The organism is Streptomyces sp. NBC_00523 (assembly GCF_036346615.1).
GTDB lineage: Bacteria > Actinomycetota > Actinomycetes > Streptomycetales > Streptomycetaceae > Streptomyces.
Map to the genome: position 1 here is coordinate 7,000,284 of NZ_CP107836.1, position 12,410 is coordinate 7,012,693.

At 70.7% G+C, this 12,410-nt stretch carries 9 protein-coding genes and 1 pseudogene; 3 read left to right on the top strand and 7 right to left on the bottom strand.

Going from position 1 to position 12,410, the window contains the following annotated elements; genetic code table 11:
• Position 1: 1 nt before the first annotated feature.
• Complete coding sequence (locus OHS17_RS31495) at positions 2-388, bottom strand: hypothetical protein (RefSeq protein WP_330314930.1); 387 nt, start codon at positions 386-388, stop codon at positions 2-4.
• Positions 389-754: 366 nt separating this feature from the next.
• Positions 755-2,220: pseudogene (locus OHS17_RS31500) on the bottom strand (APC family permease).
• Positions 2,221-2,493: 273 nt separating this feature from the next.
• Here OHS17_RS31500 and OHS17_RS31505 point away from each other — a divergent pair.
• Positions 2,494-4,884 carry a glycoside hydrolase family 9 protein gene (locus tag OHS17_RS31505; RefSeq protein ID WP_330314932.1) on the top strand — a complete coding sequence of 797 codons (2,391 nt, stop codon included), beginning with the start codon at positions 2,494-2,496 and terminating at the stop codon, positions 4,882-4,884.
• A 10-nt stretch (positions 4,885-4,894) separates the two neighbouring features.
• Here the strand turns inward: OHS17_RS31505 and OHS17_RS31510 are convergent, their stop codons facing one another.
• Positions 4,895-5,296, bottom strand: a complete 402-nt coding sequence (locus OHS17_RS31510) for a hypothetical protein (protein WP_330314933.1) — start codon at positions 5,294-5,296, stop codon at positions 4,895-4,897.
• 115 nt (positions 5,297-5,411) lie between these two features.
• On the bottom strand, positions 5,412-6,614 hold the full coding sequence (locus tag OHS17_RS31515) for an MFS transporter (protein WP_330315408.1): 1,203 nt from the start codon (positions 6,612-6,614) through the stop codon (positions 5,412-5,414).
• Between the two features lie 81 nt (positions 6,615-6,695).
• On the opposite strand from OHS17_RS31515, the gene manD reads away from it, so the two are divergent.
• On the top strand, positions 6,696-7,910 hold the full coding sequence (gene manD, locus OHS17_RS31520; RefSeq protein WP_330314934.1) for a D-mannonate dehydratase ManD: 1,215 nt from the start codon (positions 6,696-6,698) through the stop codon (positions 7,908-7,910).
• Between the two features lie 36 nt (positions 7,911-7,946).
• Here the strand turns inward: manD and OHS17_RS31525 are convergent, their stop codons facing one another.
• Together OHS17_RS31525 and OHS17_RS31530 are read right to left on the bottom strand one after the other, a co-directional pair.
• Positions 7,947-9,740, bottom strand: coding sequence for an ABC transporter ATP-binding protein (locus OHS17_RS31525; RefSeq protein ID WP_330314935.1), 1,794 nt, complete (start codon positions 9,738-9,740; stop codon positions 7,947-7,949).
• An 83-nt stretch (positions 9,741-9,823) separates the two neighbouring features.
• Positions 9,824-11,053, bottom strand: coding sequence for a benzoate/H(+) symporter BenE family transporter (locus OHS17_RS31530; RefSeq protein WP_330314936.1), 1,230 nt, complete (start codon positions 11,051-11,053; stop codon positions 9,824-9,826).
• 116 nt (positions 11,054-11,169) lie between these two features.
• Between OHS17_RS31530 and OHS17_RS31535 the strand changes: the two genes are divergently transcribed.
• Entirely contained in the window at positions 11,170-11,727 is a 558-nt protein-coding gene (locus OHS17_RS31535) for a helix-turn-helix domain-containing protein (protein WP_330314937.1), read from the top strand.
• Here the strand turns inward: OHS17_RS31535 and OHS17_RS31540 are convergent.
• Positions 11,705-12,295, bottom strand: a complete 591-nt coding sequence (locus tag OHS17_RS31540; RefSeq protein WP_330314938.1) for an N-acetylmuramoyl-L-alanine amidase — start codon at positions 12,293-12,295, stop codon at positions 11,705-11,707. The two genes, OHS17_RS31535 and OHS17_RS31540, sit on opposite strands and share 23 nt — an antisense overlap.
• Between the last annotated feature and the right edge of the window lie 115 nt (positions 12,296-12,410).

Genomic DNA, 12,410 nt, shown 5'->3' on the forward strand with positions numbered 1-12,410 from the left:
GTCAGGCGCTGTCGCCCGGCCGTTGCGCGAGGACCGCGCCCAGGAGCAGCCCGGTGCCGATCGCGGTCACCAGGGTGATCAGCTCCGTGAGGTCGCGGAAGCCCTCGATCGCGTACCCGCCCGCCAGGGCCGTCAGCCCCCGCATCCCGAGCGAGCCCACCGTCAGCGTGAAGAAGCCCGGCAGCACCAGGACCAGGCGGGGCGGGCGGCCCGGCCGGCGCGCCAGCCAGGTCGTGGCCGCGCCGAGCACGACCGCCGCCGTGAACGTGCCGCCCACGTCGCCGAGCAGCTTGGTGAAACCCGTCTGCACGCCCACCGTCAGATACACGAGCACCAGGAGCATGCCCAGCAGCCGGGCGGGTACGGCGAAGGCGAGCAGGGCGCCCACGGTGAAGACGGTCCAGGATCTTCGCCTCCGCCCGGATCGCCTCGGTGTCCCCGATCACGGGGCGCATGCCGGGGCCGGTGGCGCCGTTGGAGATGCTCATCTTCCACAGCGCGGACTTGAGCGAGGAGCCGGGCTTCTCGCAGACCTGGCCGCCGTCGTCGCCCAGGGTGCGCTTGATGGTGCCCACGTCGGGCCGGGGGTAGCCGGCCGCCTCGGCGGCGTCGGCCAGCTGTTCGGCCTTCTCCGTCGCCTTGTTGTTCGTCTTGACCTTCTCGTACCGGATGATGCCGACGACCACGAGCGCCACCAGGAGGACGATCGCGCCGATGTAGAGCCAGCGGTGCTCGGAGGCGAAGCGGGTCGGGCTCATGACGCGACCTCCTCATCGGCCGCCGCCGTGCGCCAGCCGGGTTTGCGCAGTTTCAGGAACAACCAGGGGATCAGCAGCCCGAGGACGACGAGCCCGCCGCCGACGATGGCCACGTACACACCGACGCTGCCGCCGCCGAACTGGGAGGGCGGTACGAAGCCGATGGCCAGGGCCGCGAGCGACGCCAGCAGACCGACCGAGCACAGCAGCCCGAGCGCCGGGACGCGGTAGCCGCGCGGGTGGTCCGGCTGGGTCTTCCGCAGCCGCACGGCCGCCACGAGCATCAGCAGGTAGACGATGAGGTACACCTGCGTCGTGATGGTGGAGAAGATCCAGTAGACGCTGGACACGTTCGGGATCAGCGCGTACAGGAGCGCGATGACGGTGGTGACGATGCCCTGCGTGACCAGGATGTTCCGCTGGATGCCGTTCTTGTTGAGCCGCTGGAGATAGGGCGGCAGGTAGCCCTCGCTGCGGGAGATCTCCAGCAGTCCCTTGGAGGGCCCGGCCAGCCACGTCAGCATCCCGCCGAGCGCCGCCGACACCAGCATCACCGCGGCGATCGGCGTCATCCAGCCGACGTGGAAGTGCGCGAAGAACGCGTCGAAGGCCTGCATCACACCGGCCGTCAGGCTCAGCTGGCTGGAGGGCACCACCCAGCTGATCGCGAGCGCCGGCAGGATGAAGATCAGCAGCACCAGACCCATCGCCAGGAACATCGACTTCGGGTACTCCTTCGCCGGATCGCGCAGCGAGGAGACGTGCACGGCGTTCATCTCCATGCCGGAGTACGACAGGAAGTTGTTGACGATGAGCACCAGGCTGGCGAGCCCCGTCCACTGGGGGAGCAGGTGCGCCGAGGTCATCGGCGCGGCGGAGCCGTTCCCCTGTCCGAGGAACGCCATGCCGAGCACGACCAGCACCGTGCCGGGGATCAGCGTGCCGATGACGAGCCCCCAGGAGGACAGGCCCGCCAGCGCCTTGGTACCCCGGGACGACACCCAGACACCGGTCCAGTAGAGCACCATGATCACGATCGCGGTGTACAGGCCGTTGGACGCGAGCGAGGGATCGATGACGTACGCGATCGTGGACGCCACGAACGCCAGGAGGCTCGGGTAGTAGAAGATCGTCATCGCGAACTGGCACCACACGGCGAGGAATCCGAGCGGCTTGGACAGCCCTTCGCTCACCCGGCGGTAGACGCCGCCGGGCCAGCCCGAGGCCAGTTCGGCCGAGACCAGCGCGGTCGGCAGCAGGAACACGACGGCCGGCAGGAGATAGAGGAAGACGCAGGCGAGTCCGTAGACCGCCATCGTCGGCGCGGCCCGCAGACTCGCCACCGACGCCGTCGTCATCAGGGCGAGCGTCAGCCAGCTGATCCTGGGCGCTGCCGGCCGGTCCCTGGCGGCGGATCTGCCGAATCCTTCGGCAGATCCGCCGGCATGTCCATCGCGCTCATCTGTACCTCCGGCCGCGACGCCACGGGTGCGTTCAGTACGCCAGCCTTGGCCGCTTCACGCCCGTTCGCGCGCGGGGTCACCCGAACGGGTGGCCGATGCGGGGTTTACGGGTGGCCGTCGCGCTGAAGAGGGCGTGCCGCAACCGTTGACAGCTCTCCCGGGAACTGGCTTCATGAGCAACGCCCTTGGGAGCGCTCCCACGCCCCCGAGGGGCCCGCACGCACCCCCGCACACACCCGGCACCCCCACCGACGTGACGAAGGGAAAGTCCGTTGCGCTCGCTCACCCTCCCCGCCCTGCGAAGGTGTTCCCGAAGACCAGGCCGCCCGCTCGGAGCCGTCGCCCTGGCGCTCGCCGTCGGCGCGGGCCTGCTGCTCCCGCTGTCCCTGCCGGCAGGCGCGGCGGCCGCCCCCGCCTTCGACTACGGCGAGGCGCTGCAGAAGTCCGTCCTCTTCTACGAGGCCCAGCAGTCCGGAAAGCTGCCCGACACCAACCGCGTCTCCTGGCGCGGGGACTCCGCCCTGGACGACGGCAAGGACGCCGGCCTGGACCTGACGGGCGGCTGGTACGACGCCGGGGACCATGTGAAGTTCGGCCTCCCCATGGCCTACTCCGCCACCATGCTCGCCTGGGGCGGCACGGAGCAGCGGGCGGCGTACGAAGCGTCGGGCCAGCTGCCCTACCTGCGGAACAACCTGCGCTTCGTGGACGACTACCTCCTGAAGGCCCACCCCTCGCCCAACGTGCTGTACGGCCAGGTCGGCAACGGCGGCGACGACCACAAGTGGTGGGGCCCCGCCGAGGTGATGCCGATGAAGCGCCCGGCGTACAAGATCGACGCCTCCTGCCCCGGAAGCGACCTGGCGGGCCAGACGGCCGCCGCCCTGGCCTCCTCCTCGATGGTGTTCTCGGACAGCGACCCGGCGTACGCGGCGAAGCTGATCACCCACGCGAAGCAGCTGTACACCTTCGCCGACACCTACCGGGGCAAGTACAGCGACTGCATCACCGACGCGCAGAGCTACTACAACTCCTGGAGCGGGTACAACGACGAACTCGTCTGGGGCGCCATCTGGCTGTACAAGGCGACCGGCGACTCCGCGTATCTCGCCAAGGCCGAGTCGTACTACGACAACCTCTCCACCGAGCCGCAGACCACCACCCGGTCCTACCGCTGGACGCTCTCCTGGGACGACACCTCCTACGGGGCCTATGTACTGCTCGCCCAGCTGACGGGCAAACAGAAGTACATCGACGACGCGAACCGCTGGCTCGACTGGTGGACGGTCGGCGTCAACGGGCAGCGGGTGCCCTACTCGCCCGGCGGCCAGGCCGTCTTGGACAGCTGGGGCTCCCTCAGGTACGCCGCGAACACCGCCTTCGCCGCGCTGAGTTATTCCGACTGGCTGACCGGTGACGCCACCCGCAAGGCCCGCTACCACGACTTCGCGGTCCGCCAGATCGACTACGCACTCGGCGACAACCCGCGCGGGTCGAGCTATGTCGTCGGCTTCGGCGAGAACCCGCCGACCAAACCGCACCACCGCACGGCCCACGGCTCGTGGACCGATCAGATGACCAACCCGGTCGAGACCCGGCACACGCTGTACGGGGCACTGGTGGGCGGTCCGAGCGCACCCGACGACACGTACACCGACGACCGCGGCAACTACGTCAACAACGAGGTCGCCACCGACTACAACGCCGCCTTCACCGGGGCGCTGGCCCGGCTCTACGCGGAGTACGGCGGGAGCCCGCTCACGGACTTCCCGCAGCCGGAGGAGCCGGACGGGCCGGAGATGTCCGTCCAGGCGTCGGTGAACGCGGCCGGAGCGAACTTCACCGAGGTCAAGGCGTACCTGATCAACCGTTCCGCGTGGCCCGCCCGCGCGCTCACCAACGCCTCGGTGCGCTACTACTTCACGCTGGAACCGGGCGTCGCACCCGGCGACATCAGCTTCACCACCAACTACAACCAGTGCGGCGAGGTGACGGGCCCGACGCATCTGACGGGCGACGTCTACTACGCGACGGTGGACTGCTCGGATACGGACATCGCCCCGGCCGGCCAGTCCGCGTACCGCAAGGAGGTGCAGTTCCGGATCAGCTCGGCCGGTGCCTGGGACCCGTCGAACGACTGGTCCTACCCGTCGACGGCGACGACTCCCGGCGGCACGCCGGTCGACGCCCCGCACATGGTGCTCCTGGAGGGCTCGGCGCCCCAGTGGGGGACCGCACCGAACGGCACGGACCCCGGGCCGGACCCCGACCCGACGACCACGCCCGACCCGACGACGACCCCCGAGCCGTCCCCGACGCCCGACCCGACGGACACGCCCGATCCCGCACCGGGGTCCTGTGACGTCACCTACCGGGTCAGCCAGGCGTGGGGCACGGGTTTCACCGCCGATGTGACGGTGAAGAACACCGGGCCGGCCCCGCTCGACGGCTGGCAGCTGGCCTTCGACTTCCAGGGCGCCGAGAGCGTCAGCAATGCCTGGAACGCGACCGCCACACAGAGCGGCACCCGGGTCACCGTCAAGAACGCCGGGCACAACGGCTCCGTCCCGGCGGGCGGCAGCGCCTCCTTCGGCTTCCAGGCGAACGGCGCGCCGGGCGCCGAGCCGCACTCCTTCACGCTCAACGGGAAGGAGTGCGGCTGAGACCGCTCGCTCAGCGCGGGCAGTTCCAGTGCCCCTTCACCCAGTGGGTGTCCCAGTGACCGGGGACGTACACCTTGGTCCAGTGGCCCTTGACCCACTGGGTGTGATGGGTCCAGTGGCCGGGCTTCCAGTGCCCGTGCCGGTCGTAGTGTCCGGGGTGCCAGACCTTCTGGTCGGCGTAGTGCCCCTTGACCCACTGCTTCGCCCAGTGGCCCTTGACCCACTGTTTCTGCCAGTGGCCCTGCTGCCAGGTGCAGTGGCCGTGGTGGTGGGTCGCGGCGGACACGGCGGCCGGTGCGGGTGCCGGGGCGGCCTGCGCCGCGCCGGCGGTACCCAGGGCGGCCCCGCCGGCGAGCAGACCGGTCGCGGCGGCGCCGGCGAGCAGGCGGCGGACTCGGGTGGAAGCGGTCATCGGACGCACCTTCCTCCTGTTGGAACGGATCCCCGAGCCCAGTGAAGGGAAAAGCCACGAAGACATAAATATAGCCCGAATGGGGGAATATGGCCGCTCTATCCGGGTGCGGCCGTCACGCCTCGGACGGCGTCCTCAGTGCCGCGTACGTCCCCGACACCGCCGCCAGCAGCACCACGCAGCCCGTGAAGACCAGCCCGGCATCGCGCAGCCCCACCGCGGTCGCCAGCGCGCCCACGCCGACCACCGGCAGGGAGATCCCCGTGTAGGCGACGACGAAGAACGCCGAGATGGTGCCGCCCCGGTGCTCGGCGGGGGCCGCCTCGCTCACGAGTGTCAGCGCGGCCCGGAAGGCGAGCCCCTGCCCGATGCCCCCGCAGACGGCACCCAGGACGAGCAGCACCAGCGACTTCGCCAGCAACGAGGAGGCGACCAGCAGAAGCCCCACGATCAGCACGCCGCACCCCAGCGGCAGCGCTCGGCGCGCCCCGATGCGCGGGGCCAGCGACTGCCCGATCGTCGAGGCGCAGAACACCGAGAACACCACCGCGCCCGTCACCGCCAGGTTGTGCACGTCCAGCGTCTCGGTCGCGAAACTGGGCGCGACAGCCGTGAACAGGCCGAGCAGCGCGAAACCGGCGAAGGCGGCCAGCGAGGCCGGGACGAACACGCCCTTCACCTCGGCGGGCACGCTGACACCCTGCGGCTGGAGCCGGGGCCACCGCCGCGGCTCGGCCACCGTCTCCGCCAGCCGCCACGTGATGAGGCACGCCACGGCCACCAGACCCAGGTGCACCCAGAACGGCAGGGACAGCGGCCAGGGCGTGTACTCCGCCAGTACCCCGGAGAGCAGCGGGCCGCAGCCCAGGCCGCCCATGTTCGCGGCCGTCGCGGCGAACCCGGCGCGCGCCTTCTGCCCCGGCGCCGCGAGCTCGATGACGGCCGCCGTCGCCGCGCCGCTCAGCAGCCCCGCCGCGCCGCCGGACAGCACCCGACCGACGAAGAGCAGGGGCAGCCCGCTCTCCAGCAGGAAGCACCCCGCACTCGCGGCGGACAGGGCCATGGCGGCCAGCAGCACCGGCTTGCGGCCCACCTTGTCCGAGTAGTTGCCCGCGACCAGGAGCACCGAGATGACCGCGACCGCGTACACGGCGAAGACCACGGTCACCATCAGCTCGGAGAACCCGATCTCCTTCTGGTAGAGCCCGTACAGCGGGGTCGGCAGCGTGGTGCCGGCCATGCCGATGGCGAAGACCACCGCCGCCGCCAGGTAGCCCCCGCGGCGCCCGCCCGTCCGTCCCGTATCCTCACGCACCATCACGCACGCCACTCTATGCAGCGGGCGGCCCCCGGTCGGAGCGACGGGCGGCAGCCCGCCGCAGCCCGAAAGAGAGCCACCATGAGGATCGCCGACGCGCAGGTCGTCGTCACCAGCCCCGGCCGCAACTTCGTGACGCTGAAACTGACGACGGACGACGGTGTCACCGGTCTCGGCGACGCCACGCTGAACGGCCGCGAGCTCGCCGTGGTCAGCTACCTCACCGACCATGTGGTGCCTCTGCTCACCGGCCTGGACCCGCACCGGATCGAGGACACCTGGCAGTACCTCTACCGGGGCGCCTACTGGCGGCGCGGCCCGGTCACCATGGCCGCCATCGCCGCCGTCGACGTCGCCCTGTGGGACATCAAGGCGAAGGCCGCCGGACTGCCGCTCTACCAGCTGCTCGGCGGCGCATCCCGCGACCGCCTCGCCACCTACGGCCACGCCAACGGCCGCGACATCCCCGAACTTCTCGACTCCGTGCGGCAGCGGCTGGACGAGGGCTACCCCGCCGTCCGCATCCAGACGGGCATCCCCGGCCTCAAGGCCGTCTACGGGGTGCACACCACCGACGAGCAGGGCGAGCGCGTCCTCCACCAGCAGACCCGGCCTCTGGTCGAGGACTGGGACACGGACGCCTACCTGCGCCACACCCCCGCCGTGTTCGAGGCGGTACGCGCGGAGTTCGGCGCCGGGATACCGCTGCTGCACGACGCCCACCACCGCCTCACACCCATTCAGGCGGCCCGGCTCGGCAAGGACCTGGAGCCGTACCGCCCGTTCTGGCTGGAGGACTGCACCCCCACCGAGAACCAGGAGGCGCTGCGGCTGGTGCGCCAACACACCACCACGCCTCTCGCGACCGGCGAGGTCTTCAACACGGTGTACGACTACCAGACGCTGATCACCGAGCAGCTGATCGACTACGTGCGCAGCGCGGTCACCCACTTCGGCGGGGTCACCCCGCTGCGCAAGCTCTTCGACTTCGCCGCCCAGTACCAGATCAAGAGCGCGATCCACGGCCCCGAGGACATCTCCCCGGTCGGGATGGCCGCCGCCATCCACCTCGGCTACGCCGTGCACAACTTCGGCATCCAGGAGTACTCCGGCCACAACGCCCTCACCGAGGAGGTGTTCCGGCACGCGTACACCTTCACCGACGGCTTCCTGCACCCCGGCGAGGCGCCCGGAATCGGTGTGGAGCTGGACGAGAAGCTCGCGGCGGCCCATCCGTATGAGCAGACCTATCTGCCCGTGAACCGGCTCCTGGACGGCACCGTCCACGACTGGTGAACGAGGGGCCCGGGAGCGCCCGGGCCCCTTCCGCCGCTACGGGAACGCCGGCTGAAGGCCCGCGTACACCCCGTGGCGGCCCAGCAGTTCCTCGTGCGTGCCCACCTCCACGATCCGGCCGCCCTCCATCACCACGATGCGGTCGGCACCCTGGATCGTGGAGAGGCGGTGCGCGACGACGAAGACGGTCCGGCCGTGCACCAGCCGGGACAGCGCCTCCTGCACCAGTGCCTCGGAGCGGTTGTCCAGGGCCGAGGTGGCCTCGTCGAGCACCAGCACCCTCGGATCGCGGATCAGCGCCCGGGCGATCGCCAGCCGCTGCTTCTGGCCGCCCGAGAGCCGGGCACCGCGCTCACCGACCACCGTGTCCAGGCCCTGGGGCAGCCGGCGGACGAACTCCATGGCGTTGGCGTCCTCCAGGGCGCTGAGCAGCGTCGCGTCGTCGGTGTGCCCGAGGCCGTACGTGACGTTGTCGCGGATGCTGCCCTCGAAGAGGATCGACTCCTGCGGCACCACCGAGAGGAACCGCCGGTAGCTGCGCAGGTCGAGCCCGGCCATGTCGGTGCCGTCCAGCAGGATGCGTCCCGCGGTGGGCCGGATGAACCCGATGAGCAGGTTGAGCACCGTCGACTTGCCCGCCCCCGACGCGCCGACCAGGGCGATCGTCTCGCCGGGCCGCGCGGAGAGCGTGAACCCGTCGACGGCCGGCCGCTCGTCCTCGTACGCGAAGGAGACGTTTTCGAAGTCGATGCGTCCGGTGACCTGCTCCACCTGCGCCTTGCCCGCGTTGTGCTCCAGGTCCGGTGCCTGGAGCACCTCACCCGCCGAACGCACCGATTCGAGGCCCTTGGTGAGGATCGGGGCGAGCCCGAGCAGCGTGGTCACCGAACCGGTCAGGACCGTGAAGAAGGCGCTCAGCATGACGACGTCACCGGCGGTGACGGCCAGCCAGCCGTGGTACGCCACCAGCGCGGACCCGGTCAGGCAGAGCACGCCCAGCGTGTTGAGCAGGACCCAGGCCAGCGAGCCGAAGCGGCCGTTGAGCATGTCCAGGCGCAGACCGGCGGCGAACACCTGCCGCAGGGAGCCGTCCACGCGCCCCAGCGCGGTCCGCTCCAGACCGTGGGCGCGCGTGATGGGGATGAGGGTGGTCATCTCGCCGACCCGGGACGACAGCTGCTCGACCTCCCGCCGGAAGGACTCGTTGTGGCTGCGCAGCCTGCCCCGGAGCTTCATCACGAGGAACCCGGCGGCGGGGACGACGACCAGGAAGACGGGCAGGAAGGAGGGGACCCGGAGGCCGATGACGACGAGCCCGCCGACCAGCGTCACGACGGCCCCGAGCCCCATGTCGGCGCTCTGCTGCACCATCTGCTCGACGGCTTCGACATCGCGGACCACTTTGGCCTGGAGCACGCTGGAGCTGACCCGGGCGTGGTAGCCGACGGACAGCTGCTGCATGCGGCGGCAGAGCGCGGAGCGCAGGGTGATGCCCATGCGGCGGATGCTGCCGCCGAGGCACCGTACGTACCACTGATGGAGCGGGTAGTTGAGGACGAGGATGAACAGCAGGAGGCCGGTGGCCTGCCAGAGCTCGGACTCCGCACCGTGCTGGACCACCACGTCCAGCACGGTGGCGGTGATCAGGGGGAGCAGCCATATGGGGCTGTGCTTCACGGTGAAGAGGACGACGGCGAGGGCGAGCCGCCCCCGGTCCGGGCGGAGGAGGAGTGCGAGGGTGCGGACCGGGTGTTCGCCGCGGTAGCGGTGGTCCAGGTGGTCGAAGGGTGCCAGGGATTCGGCGGAGGGTGGGGATACCGCTTTCTGCATGACACCATCCCAACCCGCGACCGATGCCCGGGGCAACTGTGTTCCACGTATGGGACAGGGTGCCTTCGGCGGTACGGAGGCGGTCAGCGCACGGGGACCTCGGCAGGCCGCGGCTCCGGTGCCGGTTCCTCGCGGCGGGGGCGGCCCACCGTGGCGATCGCGCTGGTGACGAGGCCGGCCAGCAGCCCCCAGAACGCCGAACCGATGCCCAGCAGCGTCACGCCCGAAGCGGTGGCCAGGAAGGTGACGGCGGCCGCCTCGCGCGACGCCTTGTCGGCGAGAGCGGAGGCCAGTGAGGACTCGATGGTCGCGAGCAGCCCGATTCCCGCGACGGCCATGACGAGTTCGTGCGGCATGGCCGTCAGCAGCGAGGCGACGGTCGCGCCGAGGAGCCCCACGCACAGGTAGAAGAACCCCGCCCACACCGCCGCCAGATAGCGCTTGTCGCGGTCCGGGTGCGCCTCGTCCCCCGTGCAGATCGCGGCTGTGATGGCGGCGAGGTTGAGCCCGAAGGCCCCGAAGGGTGCCAGCACGGCGTTGGCCGCGCCGGTCCACGTCATCAGGGGAGACACCGGCACGTCGTAACCGGAACCCCGCAGTACGGCGACCCCGGGCAGGTTCTGCGAGGCCATGGTCACGACGAACAGCGGTGCGCCGACGCTGATCAGCACCTTCCAGTCGAACTCGGGCGCGGTGAAGACCGGTGTGGCCAGGGAGAGCCGGACCTCGCCGGTCCGCCAGCCCCCGGTGAACAGGGTGGCCACCACGCCCGAGGCCAACGCCAGCAGCACCGCGTAACGCGGCAGCAGACGGCGGCCCAGCAGGTAGACCACGAACATCGGGAACGCGACCGCGAAGCTGTGGTGCATGGTGCTGAACAGGCCCGTGCCGAACCTCAGCAGCACCCCGGCGAGCAGTGCGGCGGCCAGCGGGACGGGGATGCGGTTCATGGCCCGGGCGAACCACCCGGTGACACCGCTCACCACGATGAGCAGCGCCGAGAAGATGAACGCGCCGACGGCCTGCGCCATCGACACCCCGCTCAGACCCGTCGTCAGCAGGGCCGCGCCGGGCGTCGACCAGGCGGTCACGACCGGTGCCCGGTGACGCAGCGACAGACCGGCGCAGGTGCAGGCCAGTCCGACGCCGAGCGCCAGCATCCAGGAGGAGATCTCCCGCGCGTCCGCCCCCGCCGCCTTCGCGGCGGTGAAGACCAGTGCGGCGGAGCTGGTGACCCCGACCATGACGGCGATCACCCCGGCCGCCACGGCGGAGGGAGGTGCGGCCGAACGTATGCGGGTCAACGCGGACATGAGTGTGCCACTTCCGGGAAGCTGCCGGGCGTTCCGTATACGGAACGTTCTGTTTGTGGAACACTAGGGACGCGGGCCGGTGCCCGTCAACCGGATGGGCGAGCGAGCGGACGGCGATGGGGCTGAACGAGGACGTCGGGCGCAGGCTGCGGGCCCTGCGGCACGGGATGGACGTGTCGCTCTCGGAGCTCTCCCGCCGCTCCGGGGTCGGCAAGGGCACGCTCTCGGAGCTGGAGAGCGGCCGGCGCAACCCCACGCTGGAGACCCTGTACGCCCTCACCACCGCCCTCGGCCGCCCCCTCAGCGCGGTACTGAGCGACCCCTTGCCGGACGGCGCCCCCTCCGGGCAGCCGGCGGGCGTGTCGGGCAGCGCCGTCACCGCCGTGCTGATCGAGCGGTACGAGGACGGGGAAGCGGTCACCGACGTGTTCCGGGTGACCATTCGCGCCGGGGCGGTCCAGGAGTCGGAGGCCCATGTGCCGGGTACGTCCGAGAGCCTGATGGTGCTCGCCGGCACGGCCGTCGTCGGGCGGCCGGACGATCTCAGCGCCGTGGGGCCCGGGGCCTCCGCCCGGTGGCGGGCCGACGTGCCCCACGTCTACAGCGCGCCCGACGGCGACGTGCAGGGAATCCTCTTCGTGCGCTGCCCGGTCAGCCCGCGCCGAGAAGGTTGACCAGGCGGATGTAGCGGACCCAGTCCCAGTTCGGGCCGGGGTCGGTGTGGTCGGTGCCCGGGACCTCGACGTGTCCGAGGATGTGGGCCCGGTCCTTGGGAATCTTATAACGGTCGCAAATATTGGCCGTGAGCAGCGCCGACTGCTCGTACATGGAGTCGGTGAAGTACGCGGGCTGGTCCACCCAACCCTCGTGCTCGATCCCGATGCTGCGGGTGTTGTAGTCCCAGTTCCCCGCGTGCCAGGCGACGTCCTTCTCCCGCACCATCTGGTTGACGTACCCGTCGCCCGAGCGCACCACATAGTGCGCGGACACCTGCTTCGCCGGGTTCTGGAAGATGGACACCGTCTTGGAGAACGTCTCCTGGGTGACATGGATGATGACGTACTGGACGGGGTACGCCGAAGGGCGCGAAGAGACCGTGTAGTTGGACGTCGAAGCGGGAACCCAGTGCCCCGCCGGGTAGTCCGTGGCACCCGTCGTCGCGGCCGCGGCGCGGACGGAGGGGGGAAGCAGCGCTCCCACCGCCGCCACCGCGGCGCCCTGAAGGATTCTTCTGCGTTCCATGCGAACTCCTGTGGGGGTGAGACGGGCAGGGATACGGAAGGCGCGGCGTCGAGTGCGGCCCCACGGTACGGGCGCCGCGCAGGTCGCGGAAGACGGCAGGAACCCCAAATCCTGT